At 72.9% G+C, this 20,553-nt stretch carries 20 protein-coding genes and 2 pseudogenes; 10 read left to right on the forward strand and 12 right to left on the reverse strand.

Annotation, left to right across the window (positions count from 1 at the left end; all coding sequences use genetic code 11):
• Positions 1 to 124: 124 nt before the first annotated feature.
• A pseudogene (locus tag HW130_RS36105) lies at positions 125 to 351 on the reverse strand (AraC family transcriptional regulator); the annotation flags it as partial.
• A 43-nt stretch (positions 352 to 394) separates the two neighbouring features.
• Here HW130_RS36105 and HW130_RS22905 point away from each other — a divergent pair.
• Positions 395 to 562: a hypothetical protein gene (locus HW130_RS22905; protein WP_218183866.1), complete on the forward strand. Its 168-nt coding sequence runs from the start codon at positions 395 to 397 to the stop codon at positions 560 to 562.
• Between the two features lie 27 nt (positions 563 to 589).
• Here the strand turns inward: HW130_RS22905 and HW130_RS22910 are convergent, their stop codons facing one another.
• Both HW130_RS22910 and HW130_RS22915 read right to left on the reverse strand, forming a co-directional pair.
• Complete coding sequence (locus HW130_RS22910) at positions 590 to 1,777, reverse strand: Gfo/Idh/MocA family protein (protein WP_177151537.1); 1,188 nt, start codon at positions 1,775 to 1,777, stop codon at positions 590 to 592.
• A gap of 18 nt (positions 1,778 to 1,795) precedes the next feature.
• The gene (locus HW130_RS22915; protein WP_256356262.1) at positions 1,796 to 2,200 is read right to left on the reverse strand and encodes a discoidin domain-containing protein; all 405 of its coding nucleotides are present in this window, start codon (positions 2,198 to 2,200) and stop codon (positions 1,796 to 1,798) included.
• Positions 2,201 to 2,254: 54 nt separating this feature from the next.
• Here HW130_RS22915 and HW130_RS22920 point away from each other — a divergent pair, with 54 nt between their 5' ends.
• From HW130_RS22920 to HW130_RS22935, 4 genes are all read left to right on the forward strand, one after another.
• A complete protein-coding gene (locus HW130_RS22920; RefSeq protein ID WP_256356263.1) occupies positions 2,255 to 2,692 on the forward strand; it encodes a hypothetical protein in 438 nt (145 codons plus the stop codon).
• 480 nt (positions 2,693 to 3,172) lie between these two features.
• Positions 3,173 to 5,590, forward strand: a complete 2,418-nt coding sequence (locus HW130_RS22925) for a polysaccharide lyase 8 family protein (RefSeq protein WP_177151538.1) — start codon at positions 3,173 to 3,175, stop codon at positions 5,588 to 5,590.
• A gap of 29 nt (positions 5,591 to 5,619) precedes the next feature.
• Entirely contained in the window at positions 5,620 to 7,539 is a 1,920-nt protein-coding gene (locus HW130_RS22930; RefSeq protein WP_177151539.1) for a DUF2264 domain-containing protein, read from the forward strand.
• Between the two features lie 139 nt (positions 7,540 to 7,678).
• Entirely contained in the window at positions 7,679 to 8,347 is a 669-nt protein-coding gene (locus HW130_RS22935) for a dienelactone hydrolase family protein (RefSeq protein WP_177151540.1), read from the forward strand.
• Positions 8,348 to 8,403: 56 nt separating this feature from the next.
• Here the strand turns inward: HW130_RS22935 and HW130_RS22940 are convergent, their stop codons facing one another.
• Together HW130_RS22940 and HW130_RS22945 are read right to left on the reverse strand one after the other, a co-directional pair.
• Entirely contained in the window at positions 8,404 to 8,568 is a 165-nt protein-coding gene (locus HW130_RS22940; protein ID WP_177151541.1) for a hypothetical protein, read from the reverse strand.
• Between the two features lie 7 nt (positions 8,569 to 8,575).
• Complete coding sequence (locus HW130_RS22945) at positions 8,576 to 9,244, reverse strand: type III effector protein (RefSeq protein WP_177151542.1); 669 nt, start codon at positions 9,242 to 9,244, stop codon at positions 8,576 to 8,578.
• 128 nt (positions 9,245 to 9,372) lie between these two features.
• On the opposite strand from HW130_RS22945, the gene HW130_RS22950 reads away from it, so the two are divergent.
• The gene (locus tag HW130_RS22950; protein WP_177151543.1) at positions 9,373 to 9,810 is read left to right on the forward strand and encodes an Hsp20/alpha crystallin family protein; all 438 of its coding nucleotides are present in this window, start codon (positions 9,373 to 9,375) and stop codon (positions 9,808 to 9,810) included.
• 109 nt (positions 9,811 to 9,919) lie between these two features.
• Positions 9,920 to 10,309 carry a DUF2267 domain-containing protein gene (locus HW130_RS22955; protein WP_177151544.1) on the forward strand — a complete coding sequence of 130 codons (390 nt, stop codon included), beginning with the start codon at positions 9,920 to 9,922 and terminating at the stop codon, positions 10,307 to 10,309.
• Positions 10,310 to 10,416: 107 nt separating this feature from the next.
• Here HW130_RS22955 and HW130_RS22960 read toward each other — a convergent pair whose 3' ends face one another.
• From HW130_RS22960 to HW130_RS22970, 3 genes are all read right to left on the reverse strand, one after another.
• Complete coding sequence (locus HW130_RS22960) at positions 10,417 to 11,136, reverse strand: TrkA family potassium uptake protein (RefSeq protein WP_177151545.1); 720 nt, start codon at positions 11,134 to 11,136, stop codon at positions 10,417 to 10,419.
• On the reverse strand, positions 11,129 to 12,481 hold the full coding sequence (locus HW130_RS22965; RefSeq protein WP_309140530.1) for a potassium transporter TrkG: 1,353 nt from the start codon (positions 12,479 to 12,481) through the stop codon (positions 11,129 to 11,131). The genes HW130_RS22960 and HW130_RS22965 overlap by 8 nt, the downstream gene beginning before the upstream one ends.
• A gap of 458 nt (positions 12,482 to 12,939) precedes the next feature.
• A complete protein-coding gene (locus tag HW130_RS22970) occupies positions 12,940 to 13,242 on the reverse strand; it encodes a DUF3040 domain-containing protein (RefSeq protein ID WP_177151547.1) in 303 nt (100 codons plus the stop codon).
• Positions 13,243 to 13,427: 185 nt separating this feature from the next.
• Between HW130_RS22970 and HW130_RS22975 the strand changes: the two genes are divergently transcribed.
• Both HW130_RS22975 and HW130_RS22980 read left to right on the forward strand, forming a co-directional pair.
• Positions 13,428 to 13,793: a hypothetical protein gene (locus HW130_RS22975; protein ID WP_177151548.1), complete on the forward strand. Its 366-nt coding sequence runs from the start codon at positions 13,428 to 13,430 to the stop codon at positions 13,791 to 13,793.
• A 490-nt stretch (positions 13,794 to 14,283) separates the two neighbouring features.
• The gene (locus tag HW130_RS22980; RefSeq protein WP_177151549.1) at positions 14,284 to 15,375 is read left to right on the forward strand and encodes a glutamate--cysteine ligase; all 1,092 of its coding nucleotides are present in this window, start codon (positions 14,284 to 14,286) and stop codon (positions 15,373 to 15,375) included.
• 12 nt (positions 15,376 to 15,387) lie between these two features.
• On the opposite strand, the gene HW130_RS22985 is transcribed toward HW130_RS22980, so the two are convergent.
• Together HW130_RS22985 and HW130_RS22990 are read right to left on the reverse strand one after the other, a co-directional pair.
• Positions 15,388 to 16,251, reverse strand: a complete 864-nt coding sequence (locus HW130_RS22985; protein ID WP_177151550.1) for a class II glutamine amidotransferase — start codon at positions 16,249 to 16,251, stop codon at positions 15,388 to 15,390.
• A 148-nt stretch (positions 16,252 to 16,399) separates the two neighbouring features.
• Positions 16,400 to 17,512 (reverse strand): CapA family protein, encoded by a 1,113-nt coding sequence (locus tag HW130_RS22990; protein WP_177151551.1) that lies wholly within the window; start codon positions 17,510 to 17,512, stop codon positions 16,400 to 16,402.
• 127 nt (positions 17,513 to 17,639) lie between these two features.
• Here HW130_RS22990 and HW130_RS22995 point away from each other — a divergent pair.
• Positions 17,640 to 18,275 (forward strand): annotated as a pseudogene (locus HW130_RS22995) (phosphoribosyltransferase); the annotation flags it as partial.
• A 254-nt stretch (positions 18,276 to 18,529) separates the two neighbouring features.
• On the opposite strand, the gene HW130_RS23000 reads toward HW130_RS22995, so the two are convergent.
• Both HW130_RS23000 and HW130_RS23005 read right to left on the reverse strand, forming a co-directional pair.
• On the reverse strand, positions 18,530 to 19,540 hold the full coding sequence (locus HW130_RS23000; RefSeq protein ID WP_177151553.1) for an NAD-dependent epimerase/dehydratase family protein: 1,011 nt from the start codon (positions 19,538 to 19,540) through the stop codon (positions 18,530 to 18,532).
• A gap of 82 nt (positions 19,541 to 19,622) precedes the next feature.
• The gene (locus tag HW130_RS23005; protein WP_177151554.1) at positions 19,623 to 20,546 is read right to left on the reverse strand and encodes a LysR family transcriptional regulator; all 924 of its coding nucleotides are present in this window, start codon (positions 20,544 to 20,546) and stop codon (positions 19,623 to 19,625) included.
• Between the last annotated feature and the right edge of the window lie 7 nt (positions 20,547 to 20,553).

Raw genomic sequence — 20,553 nt, forward strand, 5'->3', positions numbered from 1 at the left:
TTGTGTGGGGTGGACGCAAGATCTCAGACTCTTGTTGTGGAGGGAAGACTTCCGTTCGATGAACAGGTGTGCGTTTACGCGTTGTTGACCTGTGACCGGCCTCGACGCTCGGGTGCGGTACTGCCCCCGGAGCCATTCCGTACTCGAGTTTGAACGCTTTGGCGAACGCGAACTCCGAGCCCTGTCACGTGTGTTGGGCGACCGTACGCAAAGCGAGTCGTCCGCGCGCAGCAGCGCTCCCGCCGTCGTCATGCGCCACCACGTCAGGTGAGCCGGCGGCGGCCGAACGACCGGCGCGGTGAAGCGGCGGGCGAACGCGGCACGGGACAACTCCGCGCGGGCGCCAGGCTCGAACTGGGAGCGGCGCACGTCGTCGCCACGGACGAGGACGACCGTGGGGGAGGTCCGCCGGATCACCGGCGGACGGGGCTCCCGGCCGGCCTTCGACGCGGTCGGCGGCCCCGGCTTTCCGCGCCCCCGGCGACGCGCCGGCGACCGGCGGCGCGGCCACCGCCTCATGGAGGCGAACCGGCACACGGGCAGGATCGTGATCCGGGTCTGACGCGGATCCGTCGAGAGGCCCCGGGGCTCAGCGCGGGGTCTGGCCCCGCTCGAAGTAGGCGGCCAGCTCAGGATCCACGGCGTCGACCCGGCGCGGCGTTCCGCCGTCCCGGAGCGAGGCCGTCGCCTGGACGCCGGCGGCGACGGCCATCCGGGCGGCGACCGGTGAGGTGTCGGTCCGGCCGCCCTCGCGCACGAAGCGGACGAACTCGTCGACGAGCAGCGGGTCGGCGCCACCGTGCCCGGCGTCGTCCTCGGCGGCGGGGATGGCATGGGTCTCGTCCGCCTCGGGGCGGTGGCCGGAGCGGCGCGTGTTCCACACCTTGACGCAGCCGCCCGGGCCGTCGCCGAAGTTCTCCAGCCGGCCGGCGTCCCCGATGACGGTGTAGTTGCGCCAGTAGTCGGGGGTGAAGTGGCACTGCTGGTACGCGGCGAGCACACCGTTGTCCAGGCGCATGTTGAGCAGCGAGACGTCCTCGACGTCGATGACCGGGTTGAGGGCGCGCTGGGTGTGCGGCGGCCAGTGGCCGTCCTTCGTGTACCAGTCGTCCGCCTTGGGTTCCCCCGGGGCGCGGCGGTGGGGGTTGTCCCCGTAGACCATCAGGTCGCCGAGGGCCTGGACGTCCCTCGCCCAGCCTCCGGCGAGCCAGTGCAGCACGTCGATGTCGTGCGCTGCCTTCTGCAGCAGCAGGCCGGTCGTGAAACGGCGTTGAGCGTGCCAGTCCTTGAAGTACCAGTCACCGCCGTAACCCACGAAGTGGCGGATCCAGACGGTCTTCACGCGACCGATCGCGCCCCGGCAGATGAGGTCCCGCATCAGCCGGACCACGGGCATGTGGCGCATGTTGTGGCCGACGTAGAGGCGGGTGCCCGTCGCGTACGCGGTGCGCAGGATCTCGTCGCAGCGCTCCACGGTGATGTCGAGCGGCTTCTCGACGAAGACGGGCTTGCCCGCGCGCAGGGCCTCACACGCGATGTCGGCGTGGGTGTGGTCGGGGGTGAGGACCAGCACGGCGTCGATGTCGCGGTCGGCGATCACCTTGCGGTGGTCCTCGGTGGTGGCGGCGTCGGGGAAGACCGTGGCCGCCTCCGCACGGGCCCGCGCGTCCGGGTCCGCGATCGCGGTGACACGGGAGCCGGCTCCCGGGCGGTGGGCGGTGCGGGCGAGGCTGCCGCGCAGACCGTAGCCGAGAACGCCGATGCGGAGGTCGGTCATGGTCTTCCTTCCGAGGGGCTACGGGTGGACGAGGACGTGGGAGAGCGCCACCGGGCCGGTGCCGGTGAGCCGGATCCTCACGAACCGCGTCTCGGTGTCGAGGTCGATCAGCGTCGGCCGCAGGGCCTTGCCCGGGACGTGCACCGTTCCGGTGTCCGTCACGACGTCGAAACCGGCGGTCGTCATCGAGGAGTTGTTCCAGACCTCGACCTGTTCTACCTGCCGGGTGCTGCCGAGGTCCACCTGCCACCAGGCGCCAGGCTCGGACAGCGTACGGGTGTCGGTGGTGGTGTCGCCGTCGACGGCGCGCGCCGCGGAACGGACGACCGAGGAGTCCTTCGTGCCGGCCTCCAGGATCGCGCCCGCGCCGCCGAGACGGGTGAACTCGGCCCGGTCGACGACGAGATGGCGGCCGCCGCGCACGGTCAGGGCGGCGGCGGGCTTGTAGAAGCGGCCCGCGACCGAGCGCTGGCGGGGGTGTCCGGCCGGACGGTCGGCATCATCGTCAATGATGTCGTCGACCCGTTCTATGCGTACATCGCGCGCGGCGTGGAGCGCGAGGCGACCAGGGGGGACCGGCTCTCCCTGGTCTGCTGCACCCAGGGCGACCCGCAGCGCGAGCTCGCCTTCGTCGAGCTGATGCACGAGCGGCGGGCCGACGCGGTGATCGTGGTGGGCGGCAGCGTCGCCGACCGCGCGTACACGGCGGAACTCGCCCGGCGGGCCAGGGAGCTGGACAGCGACGACTCCAAACTGGTGCTGTGCGGCAGGCCCCGGCTGGGCGACGACGTGGCACTCGGCGACGGTGGCGACGACGACTGGCGTGCACCGACGACGGGAACCGTGCGCCTCGGCACGCACATCGTGGTCCGCGACTCCGTCGCCCCCGCACGGCGGCCGACTGTCGGCGAGTGAGCGCTTGCTGCGACTCGTAGGGGGTCTCAGGCCCAGCACACACAAGTGACAGGCAGAAACATGGCCCAGCCTCTTGCGCTCGATAGCAAGCGCTTACATGATGCGCTGCGAGTCTTCCCTACGGCCCGGCGGCCGTGGGAGGGACCGCAAGCCCCGCTTCTCCGCCTGTCGCCCGGCCCAAGGGAGTCCCACGATGTGAAGTCCGAAAGCCCCGCACGGGATCGGCCGCCGCACCGCGCTCGCCGCCCTCGCCGGCGCCGGTGCCGCCACCCTGCTCGGCACCGGTGCCGGCCGGGCCACGGCCCGTCCGCAGCCTGCGCGCACCGTCACCGTGACCGCCCGCCCCTCGGCCGAGGACGAGCGGCTCCGGCTCGGACAGGCGGAACTGGCGGCCCTCGGCCTGCCGCAGCCGCCCGTGGACCCCGGCACCCTCACCGACTGACAGCACCGGCCGATACCGTTCGAAGGACGACCACCACAGTGAACCCGACACACACGCACCTGGGCAGACGCGCCCTCCTCACGGCCGGCGCGGCCGCCGCCCTCGTCCCTGTCGTCAGCGGAGCCGGTGCCGCCCACGCCGCGGGCACCGCTGCCGCCGCCGACCCCTACGACACACTCACCGGCCGCGCCACCGAATTCCTGACGGGTAGTCAGGTGGATGTCGCCGACGCCGACTTCGCCGCCGCGATCGCCCGCCTGGACACCCTGGCCAAGGACCTGTGGACACGGCTGGACCGCTCAGCGGACCGGACCGCGCTGTGGGCGGACCTTTCCCCCGTCACCGCGCCCGGCAACTTCGGCCAGAGCTACACCCGCCTTCGCACCCTCGCCACCGCGTGGGCCACGCCCGGCACCTCGCTCGCCGGTTCGGCCGACGTCTCCGCCGCACTCGTCGCCGCCCTGCGCCTCCTGCACGACCGCGCCTACAACGCGACGGCGAGGGAAACCGGGAACTGGTGGTTCTGGGAGATCGGCTCACCGCGCGCCCTCATGGACTGCTGCGTACTGCTGCGGTCGGTGCTGCCGGCAGCCGACCTGGCGCTCTATCTGGGGACGGTCGACCGCTTCGTCCCGAACCCGGACCGCCGCACCAACAGCCCCTCCCTCTCGGAGACCGGCGCCAACCGCGCCGACAAGTGCGTCATCGTCGCCCTGCGCGGGCTGCTCGGCAGGGACTCCGCCAAAGTGGCCCTCGCCCGCGACGGCCTCTCCGACACCAGGGACTTTGGCCGCAACAGCCTCTTCACCTATGTGACGTCGGGCGACGGGTTCTACGAGGACGGCTCGTTCGTCCAGCACGGCGCGGTCGCCTACACGGGCACGTACGGGGGAGTCCTGCTCAGCGGCGCCGCCGGCATGATCGCCCTGCTCGCCGGCTCGCCATGGGCCGTCACCGACCCGAAGGTCTCGGTGATGTACGAGGCGGTGCACCGGACCTTCACCCCCGTGATGTTCGACGGACTGATGATGGACGCCCTGCGCGGGCGCGCGATTTCGCGCGAACGGGCGGCCGACCACAACGACGGCGCGGCCATCGTCTCCGCCGTCCTGCTGCTGGCGGAGGGAGCGCCCGCCGCGTACGCGAACAGCTGGCGTGCCACGGTGAAGGGATGGCTCGGGCGCAACCGCACCACCCCCTACACGGCCACCGCCGGTGTCGCGCAGCTCGCCCGCGCCAAGGCCCTGCTCGCCGACGACGGCGTACGTCCCGCCGACCGGGCCACCGGACACCTGGTCTTCGCCGACATGGACCGCGTGGTGCACCGCCGCCCCCGCTGGGCGTACGCGCTCTCGCTCTCGTCCCGGCGCATCGCGGGCTACGAGGCGGGCAACGGCGAGAACCTGCACGGCTGGTACACCGGCGACGGCATGACGTACCTGTACGGCGACGACGACCTCGGCCAGTTCGGCGACGCCTTCTGGCCGACCGTGGACCCGTACCGGCTGCCCGGCATCACGGTGGACACCCGGCCGCGCACCGACGCCGGCACCGGAGCGGGCACGAGCCTGTACCGGCCCACCAACCTGGTCGCGGGCGGAGCCGCGCTGCAGGACCGCTTCGGCGTCTCGGCCATGGAGCTGATCTCGGCGCCGGGAAGCAGCCTGCGCGCCAGGAAGGCGTGGGTCTTCCTGGACAACGCGGTGATCGCGCTCGGCTCCGAAATCACCGCGAGCGACGGCCGCACGGTCGAGACCGTCGTCGAGAACCGCAACCTGCACGCGGACGGCGTCAACGGGCTGCTGGTCGACGGAGTCGAGCAGTCCCGCGCGCAGGACTGGCACCGGCGCTTCGACCGGGCGGACTGGGCCCACCTCGACGGCGTCGGCGGCTACGTCTTCCCCGGCGGCACAGCCCTGAACGCCCTGCGGGAGGAGCGCACCGGAACCTGGCGGGACATCAACACCGGTGCGGACACCGGCGGCAGCACCACGCCGGTCACCCGCCGCTACCTGACCCTGTGGCTCGACCACGGGACCTCGCCCGCCGGAGCCGGATACGCATACGTCCTGCTGCCCGGCGCCTCGCCCGCCGCGACCGCCGCGTGGTCGGCGTCCCGTCCGGTCCGGATCGCGGCCAACTCCGCGGCGGTCCAGGCCGTCGAGGTCCGGCGGGACGGGCTGACGGCGGCGCACTTCTGGGAGGCCGGGTCGGCCGCCGGGATCACCAGCGACGGGCCGGCGTCCGTGCTCGTGCGGCGCAGGGACGACGGCATCTCGGTCGCGGTCGCCGACCCCGGCCGCTCCGCGGCCCGTGTCACGATCGGACTGCCGTTCCCGGTGACCTTCGTGGTCCGGGCCGACGACACGGTGACGGTCGTTCCGGGGCGCAGCCCCCGCCTCACCGTCGCCGTCGGCGGCTCGCGCGGCCACACCCACCACGCCGAACTGGTCTGACACGCCCGGACACCCAGGAGATCCCCTTCATGCCCGCCGCCCCGCATGTGCAGCTGCCCCCGACCGACCGCGTCCTGTCCCCGCGCACGGGGTGGACGCGCGCCCACTGGGAGGCCGTCGCCGACCGGCTGCTCGAAGGGGTCGCCCCGTACGCCACACCCGGTCTGGCCCAGTACCGGCTGCCCGGCCGGGCCGGCTGGTCGGGTGTGGTGTCGGACGGGCTGGAGGGGTACGCCCGGACCTTCCTCCTCGCCGCGTGCCGGATCGCCGGCGCCGGCGGAGTGGGGGCCGTGGCCCTGATCGAGCGGTACGCGACCGGTCTCGCGTCCGGAACGGACCGCACGAGCGGGGAGTCCTGGCCGGAACTGACGGACTGCTCCCAGCAGATGGTGGAGGCGGCCTCGATCGCGGTCGCCCTGCACGAGACCCGCCCCTGGATCTGGGACCGGCTGGACACCGCGGTCCGGGAGCGGGTCGTCGACTGGTTCTCCGGTTTCGCCGGGGCCCGCACCTGGGACAACAACTGGCGTCTGTTCCAGGTGGTGTCCGAGCAGTTCCTCGCGTCGGTGGGCGCGCCGTACCGCAAGGAGGACATCGAGGGCGGCCTCGACCGGATCGAGGACTGGTACGTCGGCGACGGCTGGTACACGGACGGCGACGGCCGCAACTTCGACTACTACGCGGGCTGGGCGATGCACCTGTACCCGCTGCTGTGGGCCCGGATCGCCGCCTCCACCGACGGCGCGGACGGGGGACGCGCCGAGGTCTACCGGGAGCGGCTCGCCGCCTTCCTCGCCCCCTACCCGCACTTCTTCGGCGCCGACGGGGCTCCGGTGCACCAGGGGCGCTCCCTGACCTACCGGTTCGCGGCCGTCGCCCCGCTGTGGACGGGCGCCCTGGCCGACTGCACCCCGCTGGCACCGGGCCTGACCCGCCGTCTGGCCTCGGGCGCGGTCCGGCACTTCGCCGAGCGCGGTGTGCCGGACGAGCGGGGACTGCTGCCGCTCGGCTGGTACGGCACGTTCCTGCCCGCGACGCAGCCGTACTCCGGTCCCGCGTCGCCGTACTGGGCGAGCAAGGGCTTCCTCGGCCTGCTGCTGCCCGCCGACCACCCCGTGTGGACCGCACGTGAACTTCCCCTGCCGGTCGAGGAGTCGGACCAGTACACCGCGCTTCCGGCACCGGGCTGGCTGCTGCACGGCACCCGCCACGACGGCATCGTCCGGCTCGTCAACCACGGCAGCGACCACAACGGCCCCAACGGGCGCGGCGAGGACGACCCGCACTACGCCAAGTTCGCCTACTCGACCGCCACGGCCCCCGACAGCGCACCCCACGCCTGGACCCGGAACACCGACGGTCACCTCGCTCTCCTCGCGGCACCGGACGGTACGCCGTCACGCCGTCGCCGCATTCACCCGCTGGTGTGCGAGACCCGCCGGGCGTCGTCCTGGCACCAGGCCGACGTCCCCGGATGCGAGGCGCCGTTCAGGGTCACCACCGCCTCACTGCCGCACGGCCCGTGGGAGTTCCGCGTCCACCACGTCCAGGCCCCGTCCGGTCCGCTGCCGCAGGGCGTGAGCGTACGCGAGGGCGGCTACGCGGTCGCCCACGAGCTGCCCCCGCAGGCCCGCACCGGCCCCGGCTGGGCCCTGGCCCGTACCGCGGACGGACTGACCAGCGCCGTGATCGGCCTGCACGGCTGGGAGGAGGGCGACACCGGCGTCTCGCGCCAGGTCGAGGCGAACGCGTACGGCCCCCACTCGGCGACACCCTGCCTGACCACGTCCTTTCACGCTCCGGGCTGCTACGTCTCGCTCATCGCCCTGTCCCGGGACACCGTCCATCCCGAGGCCCTGCGCGCGTCCGCCTCGGTCGAGGCCGCTGACGGCACCGTCGTCATCCGGCTCGTCGACGGTACGGTGCTGCGCTGGGAGGCGGCGGAGTGACGGCCCCTGTGCGGTGACCGCGTCGCGCAGCCCCGGCGCCCCGCCACCAGGGCCCGCACACTCCGTCCGAGCGGGCCGCATACCGTGCGGCCCGAGGGCTACCCGTACCCCGAAGGACAGCTGGAGGGAGACGGTGGCGGTGATCTCCAAAGCGGTTACTGTTCCTGCCGGCGGTTCGGCGATCGCCGGTGACCTGGTAATTCCTCCGCAGGCCCGGGGCATGGTGCTCTTCGCGCACGGCAGCGGAAGCTCCCGGCACAGCCCGCGCAACAGAGCGGTGGCGGCGGCCCTGCGGAACGCCGGCCTGGGGACCTTGCTGATGGACCTGCTCACCGAGGAGGAGGAGCGGGTGGACGCGGTGACCGCCGAGCACCGCTTCGACATCGGCCTGCTGGCCCGGCGTCTGGTCGCCGCGGTCGACTGGCTGGGGACGCAGCCCGACGCCGCCGACCTGCCCGTGGGCCTGTTCGGTGCGAGCACGGGTGCGGCGGCGGCCCTCGTCGCGGCGGCGGAGCGCCCCGGCCGCGTGCAGTCGGTGGTCTCCCGCGGCGGCCGCCCCGACCTGGCCGGCGACGCCCTGGGCCGGGTGCAGGCACCGGTCCTGCTGATCGTCGGCGGTGACGACAGGGAGGTGCTGCGCATGAATCGGGACGCGGCCGGGCAACTGCGCACGCCGAACCGGCTGCATGTGGTGGCGGGCGCCACGCACCTCTTCGAGGAGGCCGGCGCGCTGGAGGAGGTGGCCGAGGTCTCGTGCGACTGGTTCCTCAGGCCTGGCGGCTACGGATCGGAGGACGCGTGGCAGTGACACCGGGGACACCGGTGTGGCTGCCGGCGCGCACGGTCCCCGTGCTCACGCGGCGCTCAGTCCATCCACTGCGACCCGTACCGCGCGTACGTCCCCTCGTGCGTCGCCAGGTGTATGGACTCGTCCACGTACTCCAGGAACTCCTCGTCCCCGCGCGGTGCCGCGTACGCGGGCAAGGGTGCGTGCCCGAGGAGTTCCTTGGCCCGCGCCGGCGGATGCACCGGTCCGTCAGGAGGTGGTGCGGCGCTGCTCGTCGCTGTCCCGGCGGAGCCGGTCGGCCTGGCGGGTGATGCCGTCGATCCGGGCGGCGAGGTCGCGGTGGCCCTGTCCCAGATGCGGGCGGGTGTCGGCCAGCGGGCCGACCAGGTTGGCGGCGTCGTTGTCCGCGAGCGCGCGGGCGAGCAGGGCGACCGGAGTCCGTGCCTTGCCGGGAAGGTCGGGGAGGGCCGTGATCTGCCCCGCGAGCTGACGCAGGTCCGCCGCGTTGTCCCGGGCCCAGGCGGTCACCGAGCGGTTCGCGGCGCGGCGGTCACGGGTGGCCTTCACACGCTGCTCGCCGGTGGCGCCGTCGGCGCCGGGCCGCAGACGCAGATAGCGCCGCTCCGCCGCCTGGCGGCTCGTGACGCCCAGAGGCTGGGCGAGGTCGGCCCAGCTGGCTCCCGCGTCCCGGGCCGCCTCGATGAGCGACGGCTCCCAGCCTGCGAGCCGGCTGCGCACCTCGCGAAGGAGCAGGAGCGCGGCGAGGGCCTGCTCCGCGCTGGTCGCGTCGGCGTCGCCGCTGCCGCCGTCCGGTGAGTCGTGGGCGGCGCGAACGGCCTGGTCGATGACGCCGAGCGCGGAGGCGGCGGCGAGGAAGGAAGCGGGGGCGGGCCTGTTCGGCCGGTCGGCTTCGGACACGGTGCTCTCCTCCGGGGTGTCACCCTTTCGATGACTTCTTTCTTGTCATCCTTTGGATGACATGCTACAACAGGACTTAGGTGAAGCGCATTGGCACATTTGCCTGGTTCGACTGGAGGTGTTTCACGATGTTGATGCGCACTGACCCCTTCCGTGAGCTGGACCGGCTCACCCAGCAGCTTCTGGGGACGTCCGGCACCTGGTCCAGGCCGTCGGCCATGCCGATGGACGCCTACCGGGAGGGCGACGAATACGTCATCGCATTCGACCTGCCCGGTGTCTCCTCCGACGCGATCGACATCGACGTCGAGCGGCACATGCTGACGGTCAAGGCGGAGCGGCGACCGGTCCAGAAGGCGGACGACGTGCAGATGGAGCTCTCGGAGCGTCCACTGGGCGTCTTCTCCCGGCAGGTCATGCTCGCGGATACCCTGGACACCGAGAACATCAGGGCCGACTACGACGCCGGTGTGCTGACACTGCGCATCCCGATCGCCGAGCGGGCCAAGCCCCGCAAGATCGCGATCGGCGGCGCGGACACCACGCGCAAGCAGATCGGCCACTGAGGCACCTCCTCGGCAGAGCGGCGGAGGACGGGGCGCCTGTCTCCCCCTCCTCGTCCCGGCCTCCGCTCCACGCCGTGCCGCGCCGGAAAGGGGGACAGCGGTGGTGCACATGCGATGGGAAGCGTTTCTGGAAGCGGTCCAGGAGCGCGGTGAGTACCCCACGAGGTCCGAGGCGGAACGGGCGGCCCGTGTGGTCCTCGCGCTGCTGGGCGCGCACCTGGTGGGCGAGGAGAGGAACGAACTCGCCGCCCGCCTGCCGGAGACGTACGCCCTGATCCTCCTCAATCCCCTGCGTGCCGCCGAACCGCTGGGCCCCGACCGGTTCGTCCGGGCCACGGCGGCGTGGATCGACGGAGCCACCGAGGAGACGGCCACGTGGGACACGAGCGCTGTCCTCAGCGTGGTGGCCGACGCGGCCGGTGACGAGCTCATGCGTCGGGTGCTGATCCAGCTCCCGCCCGGCTACGACCTGCTCTTCGGCCGGCCCCAGACCACCTGAGCGCCCGCAGGAGGCAGGCGCGGCGACGAACTGGACAACGGAGGTTGATCGGCGGACGGTGCGGGCACCACCGCGCCGTCCGCGCGTCGCGTCCGGGAGGCCGCGCGTCAGGCGAGTTCCGTGAAGGCCTCCACCGCATGGGTTCTGCCGGTGACGACGAGGATGTCGCCCGCCTCGACGACCGTCTCCGCGGTGGCGTACGTGAAGTCCTGCCCCGCACGTTTGATGCCGACGACCGTGACGCCGTACTGGCTGCGCACCCGCGACCTGCCGAGCGGCATGCCGGTGGCGACGCCGGGAGCGACGGTCTTGACGAGCGCGTAGTCGTCGTCGAACTGGATGAAGTCGAGCATCCGCCCGGTGACCAGGTGGGCCACCCGCTCGCCCATGTCGTGCTCGGGCAGCACCACATGGGGGACGCCGAGGCGTTCCAGGATCTGGCCGTGCTGTCGGCTGACGGCCTTGGCCCAGATGTTGGGCACGCCGGCCTCCAGGAGGTTGGAGCTCACCAGGATGCTCGCCTCGATGTCGTTGCCGATGGCGACGACGGCGCTGGTGAACTCGTCCACTCCCAGCTGACGCAGCGCCTCCGGGTCGGTCGAGTCGGCGACCGCGGCATGGGTGAGGGTGTCGCTGTACCTCTGGACGAGGCGGGCGTCGTTGTCGATGCCCAGGACGTCCCAGCCCCGCCGCATGAGTTCGTTGGCCAGCGAGCTGCCGAAGCGGCCGAGGCCGATGACGGCGACCCGTTGATCGCCCGCCTGGCCTTGCTGGTCGGCCGCGCGCCTGCGGCGGCGCTTCCTCAGGGGGTGCAGGTGGTCAGCCAATGACGGGTCGCTCCTCCGGCAGTTGGTACCGACGTGTCCGCTCGCGCAGCGCGAGCGCCGAGACAAGAGTGATGGGGCCGATCCTGCCCACGAACATCAGCCCGATCAGGATCAGTTGGCCCACGGCGGGCAGGTCCGGGGTGATGCCCGTCGAGAGCCCGACCGTGGCGAAGGCGGAGACGACCTCGAAGAGCACCGCGTCGAGGGACGCCCGGCTGACCGAGAGCAGCGCGAGCGTCGCCGCCATGACCAGTCCCACCCCGAGCAGGGCCACCGTCAGGGCCTGGCGCAGCACATGCGGTCCCAGGCGGCGCCCCAGGATCACCGAGTGCGGCTCACCGCGCACCTCGGCGAGCATCGCGGCGGCCAGGACCGCGAACGTGGTCACCTTGATGCCGCCCGCGGTGCCCGCGCTGCCGCCGCCGATGAACATCAGCACACAGGTCATCACGAGAGTCGAGGAGTGCAGGGCGCCCATGTCGATCGAGTTGAACCCGGCGGTCCGGCTCATCGCCGAGTAGAAGAAGGCGTTCAGGAGCTTGCCCGCGGTGTCGTGCGGGCCCAGCGTCCGGCTGTTGGTCCATTCCATCAGGCAGGTCAGCACCGTCCCGGCGATCAGCAGGAGAACCGTGGTGATGACGGTGAGCCTTGTGTGCAGGGTCCAGTTCCGGCGGCCGGTCGTCCGTGCCCGGTTCCGGTACCGCAGCATCTCCAGCAGGACGGGGAACCCGATGCCGCCGAGGATCACGGCGACCGCGATGGGCAGCGTCACCCAGGGGTCCTGCGCGTAGCGGGTCAGGCTGTCGGCGTGCAGCCCGAACCCGGCGTTGTTGAAGGCGGACACCGCGTGGAAGTAGCCGAGGTACGCCGCCTCGCCGTAACCCGAGCCGTATGTGTGGCGGAAGCGCAGCGTGAGGACCACGCTCACCGCGAGCTCGACGGCGAGGGTGGTGCCCGCGACGCCGACGAGGACACGCCGCACGTCACCGATGCCCAGGCTCTTCGTCTCGGCCTGCGCCGTCAGCTGCATGCGCAGCCTCAGCCGCCCCGAGACCAGCAGGGCGAGGAGGGAGGCCATGGTCATGATGCCGAAGCCGCCGACCTGGAACAGCCCGAGGATCACCCCCTCGCCGAACCCGCTCCAGTACGTCCCCGTGTCGACCACAGCGAGGCCGGTCACGCAGACGGCGGAGGTCGACATGAACAGGGCGGTCAGCACGCTGGTCGAGCGACCGTCCTCGGCGGCGGCGGGCAGCATCAGCAGCAGCGTGCCCAGTACCACGACGACGGCGAACCCCAGCACCACCACGCGGGCCGGGTGGACCACGAACAGGGAGCGCAACACGTGTGGCGCGCGTACCGACATCTCCCGGCCCTTCCGCCGCACATGTCACCGGACGGCCCCCGCGCCGGCAGCACGACGCCGGGGCACCGGCTGCTCACCCTAGCGCCGGTGCCCTGTCCGGAACGTCCGTGTATGCGGGGTGTCACGCGCTGTCGGCCCGTGCGGTCCCTCGCAGGGGACCGCACGGGCCGACGCGGCCGGCTCAGACGATGTTGCAGTACGGGAACCAGGCACTGCGGTAGGAGGTGAGGACGACCGGGCCCTGTGCGACCAGGTCCGCCCTGCTCGCCTGCGGGGTGAACGTGCGCTCCTAGGCAGGCCCCGACCCAGCCGCCCCGAAGCGCACCGTGTCCGCCGCGCTCGGCGCGATGGCCCGGCAGACGGACCACGGACCGGCGCCTCGGCACGATGACCGAGCAGCCGCACGGGCCGTGCGCCGAGCGGCCGCCGCGGCCCCCTTATCGCGCGGGCACGGAGACGGCCGGCGCGCGACCGATCGGTGGCGGGGTCTCACTGTTCCGGGATGCCGGCGGCGCCATGAGAACCGCGGTGAGGATCATGCCCAGCAGGGCCACCACAGCGACGACGAGCGCCACCACCCACCGCCAGTCGTGCGGGTGGGACCTCTCGCGGGGCTCGCTCCGCACCTCGGCGAACTGCCCGTTCAGCGCGTCCATGCGCGAGGCGAGCTCGGGGTCGTCCCGGACGAGGAAGCGTTCGATCTCCGCGAGGGCGCGGCGGTCGTCCATCGGAGGATTCATTCCGACCACCTGGTTCTTCGGAGCGGTAGCGGGAAGGCCGGCAGGGGGGTCGTCGGCTCGATGTGCGGGCCGCGACCGCGGATCGTGCTCCAGTTCCCGAGATTACCCGCGCTGCGTCCCGCCTGCCTGCGGCCGGGCCCCGCTCCGCCGAGGCAACGGCCCGGAGAGGCGCCTATGCTCCGGCCATGCGGCAGAGCGAGGTACTCAGGCATGTGATCGGCATCCTCACCCAGGCCTCCGAGTGGCAGCGCCTCCTGGAGGAGGACGTGGAACGTGACGACATCAACGACGAGGCGGATGTCGTCACTGCCCTCCTGAACGAGACGCTGCCGAGCGTCCAGGTGCCCGCCGACGCGACCGTCGAGGAGATCGCCGCCATCGTCGGCCGGGAACTCGGGGAGGCGGTCCAGCAGCTCGCCGGAGCGTTCACCGTCGCCTTCGTGACGTTGGCCGAGGTGCACGACTCGGGCCGGCAGGAGATCAGCTCCGCCGACGTCCTGCGGGAGCTCGCGCTGCGCGCGGAGGGGTTCGACGACATGGACGAGGAGTGAGCGTCCGTGTCGCTCAGCCGGCCACGGGGCCCGGCCACGGCGACGTCTTCCCGACACGGGAGTCGTCCGTCAGGGCGTCAGTGTCGCTCAGCCGGCCGCGGGGCCCGGACACGGCGACGTCCTGCGGACCTGCTCTGTCGGGCATCGTCCGCCATGCGTCCCTGCCGGACGTCCTCGGCCCACGGCGCCATCGGCTGGGCGGACGCCTCTGTCGCGTCCGTGCGCACCGGGGGCCCGACGACGGACCGTCGCCGGGCACGGTGGCAGGCACGGGTGACGGGCCGTCCTCGGCGCTCGACCGGCATCACGGGGCCGGACCGGCATCCTGGCGGCGGACCGCCGACGCGTCCGTACCGGCACCCGCGCCATGGGTATCAGGCGCGATTTTGAGGGCAAAGGGATTACACCGGACACACCGCGGTGAAGGCGGCGTGGCCCCGTGCCGCTCCGGGCGGCGGGTCGAGTGCCGCCTGCCAGAAGGGCAGTGATCGTGCGCAGTGTCGGAGTCGAGGAGGAACTCCTGCTCGTGGATGCCGCCTCCGGTGAACCACGGGCGCTCTCGCAAGCCGTGCTGGCGGCCGGCGCCCGCTCGGCGGCCGGCCAGGAGGACGGCTTCGAGGCGGAGCTGCAGCGCCAGCAGCTCGAATTCGCCACGCGACCCCAGACGGACATGGGCGCTCTGGCGCACGAGATCATCCTGTGGCGCGCCGAGGCCATGCGCCGGGCGGAGAAGCTGGGGGCGGGCGTCGCCGCCCTGGCGACCTCCCCGCTCCCCGTCGATCCTGTCATCGCGGCGGGGGAGCGGTACCGGTGGATGCGGGAGCAGTACGGGCTGACCGCCCAGGAGCAGCTCACCTGCGGCTGCCACGTGCACGTGTCGGTGGCCTCCGACGAGGAAGGCGTCGCCGTCCTGGACCGGATCCGGCCGTGGCTGTCCGTCCTGCTCGCTCTGAGCGCCAACTCCCCGTTCTGGCAGGGCCGGGACAGCGGGTACAGCAGTTACCGCAGCCGCGTGTGGGGCCGGTGGCCGTCGGCCGGGCCCGTGGAGATCTTCGGATCCGCCGACCGGTACCACGAGCAGGTGGGGTCCATGGTCGGCACCGGGGTGCTGCGCGACCTGGGAATGATCTACTTCGACGCGCGGCTCTCGCGCAACTACCCCACCGTCGAGGTCCGCGTCGCGGACGTGTGCCTCGACCCCGCCGCGACGGTGCTGGTGGCCACGCTCGTGCGTGGCCTGGTGGAGACCGCGGCACGCGAGTGGCAGGCCGGTGTGCCGCCCGCCCGCCACAGCGTGGGTATGCTCCGGCTGGCCTCGTGGCGCGCCGGCCGCTCCGGCCTGGAGGAGCAGCTGGTCCACCCGGCCACCATGCGCCCGGCGCCCGCCGAAACGGTGGTCCACGCGCTGTTCGACCATGTGCGGGACGCCCTGGAGGACACCGGCGACCTGCTGCACGCGCAGGACACCCTGGCGGCCGTGCTCCAGAACGGCACCGGGGCACAGGCCCAGCGGGAGCTACTGGCCCGCACCGGGAATCTGCGGAAGACGGTCACCGAATGCGTACGGCGGACCTGTCCGTGACGCGCCGTGCGGTCACCGCAGGGCGCGTTCCGCCGGTGTGCCCCCGTTCGGAACCGGCACGAACGGCTGCATGAAGTCCGGGCCGGCGCGCACCAGGCCGTAACTGGACTCGGGGATCTCGTTCCAAGCACCGGGCAGGCCGCTGAGCGGCTCGGACACCACCAGGCGCGTCTCGTCGGACAGGCCCTCCAGGAACTCCAGATCCGGGTGCTGCGCCCGCAGGGTCTCGACCTCGGCGCTGAAGTACAGGGACCGCGAGCGGCGCTCGCTGGAGTAGCGGAAGACCCACAGGTCCCCTCCGTCCGTGACGGCCACGGTCATCTGGAGAGGGAATTCCACACCGTGCAGGTGGCCGAGGCTCTCCACGTGCCCCGCCATGCGCGCGACGGCGCCCGGGGGGTCCTGGTCGAGGCCGAGGCTGAGCGCCAGGAAGAACATGACCTCGGAGTCGGTCGACCCTTCGATGTCGGCGAACAACGACGGGTCGATGAGGAGGCACAGGTCCCGACGCAGCAAGTGGAAGTCGGTGATCGCGCCGTTGTGCATCCACAGCCAGCGCCCGTGCCGGAAGGGGTGGCAGTTCGTCTGCTGGATCGCCGAACCGGTGGACGCCCGGATGTGCGCGAAGAACAGGTGCGAGCGGACATGGGCGGAGATCTCGCGCAGATTGCGGTTGTTCCACGCGGGGCCGGTGTCACGGACCACGGCCGGGGTGTCGATGCCCGGGGTGTACCAGCCGATGCCGAAGCCGTCGCCGTTCGTCGTCTCGACGCCCATCTTGGAGTGCAGGCTCTGGTCGATCAGGGAGTGGGCGGGGCGGTACAGAAGGGAGTCGAGGAGCACCGGGGTTCCCGAGTAGGCAAGCCATCGGCACATCTGGGCCCTTCCCCTCTCCGTCCCCGGAACGCGGGACTCGCGTCGCTTCGGGCGTCCTGGCGCGACCGGTGCCCGTGGGCAGGCAGCTCCATCATCACGCGTCGCACGGGGTGATCGCCATGCGGGACCGCGGCGCGACGCAGCGTGCTCAGGACGGCCGGACCGTGATCGAGCCGTCCGGCTCGGCCCGCATACGGGTGCCGAGGCCGTCGCCGATCCGGCTCAGGACCTCGTGCACAGCGCGGCAGTCGGAGTCCGAGGCGTGCGTCAGCCGCATGCGCCGCGCCTGCAGTGGCGTGATGCGCAGCTCGTGGAAGCGGCCGGTGCCGGACTCGACGGAGGCGACGAGGAGCAGCCGCAGGTCGTCCCGGTACCGCTCGTAGCCGGTGATGCCCTCGTAGTCGTTGATCAGATCGCCGCAGCCGTAGAGGACCAGCCTGCCGCGGTAGACCTCGACGGGCCGGGGATGGTGCGAGGAGTGCCCGTGGACGACGTCCGCGCCGGCGTCGACGAGCGCGTGGGCGAAGCGGACCTGCTCGCGGGGCACGCGGTAGCCCCAGTTGGAGCCCATGTGGACGGAGACGACCGTCACGTCGCCCGGCCGTTTCGCCCGGCGCAGCAGGGCCGTCACATCCGCCGCGACGGCAGGCGAAGGACCGGCCGCGAAATGGACCCCGCTGCGCCGGGCGGTGGCGGCCCAGCTCGGCGGGACACCGCTGCACTCCAGGCCGAGGGAGGCGACGACCACCCGACCGCCGCCGGGCACGGGGACAGCTGCGCACCGCCGGGCGGCGTCGAGGTCCCGGCCGGCGCCGGCCGTGCGCAGGCCCGCGGCCGCCAGGCTCGCGAGCGTCTCCTCCAGCCCGAGGCGGCCGTAGTCCAGGACGTGGTTGTTGGCGAGGGTGCACACATCGGGACGGGCGGCCGACAGGCAGGGCAGATTGGCCGGATGCATCCGGTAGAGGACCTCCTTGCCGTACGCGGCGTCGCCGCTGCGGGTGACGGAGCTCTCGAGGTTCACCAGCCGCACGTCGGGCGCGGCGGCGTCGAGCAGCGGCAGCGCCTCGCCCCAGGGCCAGGAGAACGGGACCGGGCGGGGAATCGCACCGTTCACCGCCTCGGCCAGCTCGACGTAGCCGCGCGCGTCCCGCACGTACGGCTCGGACAGCGCCGGATCACCGGGATGCGGAAGGATCTGGTCGACGCCGCGGCCGAGCATGACGTCGCCGCTGAGGAACAGGGTGACGAGGTCACCGTCCATGACCTCCACGGTAGCCCGCTCGCCACGGCGTCATCCGGGGCCGGGCGGCCCTCCGGCGGCGGGGAGCCTCGACGGGGACGAGAATGGCAAGGGGGTCGGCCGCTGCCAGGGATAGAGGAGGCCGATCGTGTTCTTCGTGGATCGCCTCGACGCGGGACGCCGACTGGCCGCCCGGATGCGGGGCTTCGAGCAGGACAAGCCGGTGGTGCTGGGGCTGCCCAGGGGAGGGATACCGGTCGCGGCGGAGGTCGCCCGGACACTGGACGCGCCGCTGGACGTGTGCCTCGTGCGCAAGCTGGGAGTGCCCTACCAGCCGGAGCTCGGCATGGGCGCGCTCGGGGAGGGCGGCGTCCGCGTCGTCAACGACGACATCGTGCGGGGCGCCCGCGTCACCCCGGAGGAACTGGAGCAGGTCGAGGCGCGCGAGCGGGCGGTGCTCGAGGAACGCGCCCGGCGCTACCGCGGGCACCGGCCGCCGCTGCCGGTCGAGGGCCGCACGGTCGTGCTGGTCGACGACGGGGTCGCCACGGGATCCACCGCCCGGGCCGCCTGCCGGATCGCCCGCGCCAGGGGAGCAGCCCGGATCGTGCTGGCGGTCCCGGTGGCACCCGAGGACTGGACGATGCGGCTCGGTGACGAGGCGGACGATCTGATCTGCCTGGGCACGCCGCGCGAGTTCTTCGCGATCGGCCAGTTCTACGCCGACTTCGCGCAGACCGACGACAGCGAGGTCGTGCGCTGCCTGGAGGAGGCCGCCGCGCGCATGGCCGGCTAGGGCCTCTCGTTTGGATCATGCCGGGCTCGCGGGCCCTGGCACGCACGCTCGCCGCGTTGTCGTCGGTCGCCATGGCTCCGCCATTGTCTCCCTCCTCCGCCTTGCGATCGCACGCACCAGACCCTCCCCCTACGCCCTGCGGGCGTGGGGGGACCCCCACTCACTGACGATCCGGCCTGATCCAAACGAAAGACCCTGGGCGGCCGGCCCGCGCACCCGCGGCCCCCGTTCCCCGACGCGCCTCAGTCCTGGCCCGGGGCTCCCACCCGCTCCAGGGCGTCCAGCAGTTCGCGTTCACGCGCGGCGCTCAGACCGGCGCGCCTGGTCCGGTCCAGGCCCTGCGCCCGCTCCCAGACCAGGGTGTCGCAGATCAGGTCCTGGCGGTCGCGATGCCGCAGCCCCGCGGCGCGCGCGGCGGAGCCGCTGCGCGCCGAGAAGCCCTCCCAGCCCGGTTCGTCCAGCCACATCGCCAGCGAGTCGGGACCCATGAACTGCGCCACCTCCCGCTCCCGCAGCCACGCCGGCGCGGCCGCGACCACTGGCCCGGTGTGCCCGCCGACGGCACGGGACAGCTCCAGCCACCGCGCGAACGGCACCACCGGACCCACAGCGTCGTACGTCCCCGTCGTCCGCGCCTCCGCGGCGTCCAGCAGCCACGAGGCCAGGTCCCTGACGTCGATCACCTGGGTCGGCGACGCCGGGTCGTCGGGAACGAGCATGGCCCCGAACGGGTCGCGTGCGGCGCGGGCCACCCAGTAGCCGGAGCGGCCGCTGGGGTCACCGGGCCCGCCGATCAGGCCGGCGCGCGCGATCAGCAGCCGGTCTCCCACGGCGGCCAGGGAAGCCCGCTCGCAGGCGACCTTCGCCTGCCCGTACCGCTCACGGCCGGCCCGGTCCCCTTCCGCCGGGTCCAGCAGCTCTGTGGACTCGTCGGCGTCGCGCACGGCATGGGACGCGTAGGCGCTGACGGACGAGACGTACGTCCAGTGACCCGCCCGGTCCGCCAGCGCCGCCAGCGCCTCGCGTACGAACCCCGGCTGCCACGACACCTCGACGACCGCGTCCCACGTACGGTCGCACAGCGATGCGTACGCGCCGGAGTCCTCCCGGTCGGCCGTCACCAGCTCCGCCCCCTCGGTCACGTGGCCGCTCTCCCCTCGGGCCAGGCACGTCACCCGGTGGCCCCGCGTCACGGCCTGCCGCGAGACCTCTCGCCCCAGCCACGCCGTACCGCCCAGAATCAAGATCTCCATTCCGCCACCCAAGCACGTGCGGCGGCAGCGGGTCCCGGAAATCCGCTGTCGGCAGAGGGCGGCTGCCGGGCCGCCCGGGCGGTCACGTACGGCCGTCGGTGATCGTCGACGCCAGGGCCGCGATGGGCGGCCACGACCACTGGCCTGCGCGCGCGAGCAGGAAACTGCGGCGCAGGCCGGCGACCGGGTCCAGCGGCCGGAAGGCCACGTCCGTACGGTGCCGCTCGATGCCCGAACTCGCGAGGAGCGCCACACCGAGACCGGCCCCCACAAGGCTGTTGACCAGGCTGAGACTGTCCACCCGGTGCGCGATGCGGGGGACGAAGCCGGCGATCGCGCAGACGCGCTGCACCAGCTCGTCGTCGTCCGTGCCGCGCGAGTTGGCGATCCAGCCGGTGTCCGCGAACTCCGCCAGGTCCGACACGGCGACCGGCCGGCCCGCGTCGGCGTGGCCGGCCGGGACGGCGAGGTACAGCGGCTGCTCCTCGAACTGCCGGGCGCTCAGCTCCGGCGGCACCGTCCGCGGCACCAGGCTGTAGTCGTACACCACGCCCAGGTCGGCGCCGCCCGAGCGCAGCAGCCGCGCCGTGTGTTCCGGCTCGTGCTCATGCACCTCCACCGCGACCCTCGGATACCGCTCCCGCAGACGGGCCAGCGCGGGCAGGACCACCGGTTCGACCGCCGTGAAGAAGCTCGCCAGGCGCACCCGCCCCACTGGATCCGCCGTGCCGCGCAGTTCGGACTGCGCCGCCTCCACCGCCGCGAGAATGCCCACCGCGTGCTCGACCAGTCGCTCACCGGCGGGCGTGAGCTGGACGCGGCGGCCGTCCGGTGTCAGCAGGCGCACACCGACCTCCTGCTCCAGCACCGCCAGGTGCTTGGAGACGGCCGAGGTCCCGTAGCCGGTACTGGCGGCGACGGCGGCCATGGTGCCGAGGCGGTGCAGCTCGACCAGCAGCTTCAGCCGGCCCAGGTCGGGCAGTCGTTCCATGTCGTCCGTGGCCATCCGCTGA

Origin of the sequence: Streptomyces sp. PKU-EA00015 (genome assembly GCF_013387495.1) — a bacterium.
Taxonomy (GTDB): Bacteria; Actinomycetota; Actinomycetes; order Streptomycetales; family Streptomycetaceae; genus Streptomyces.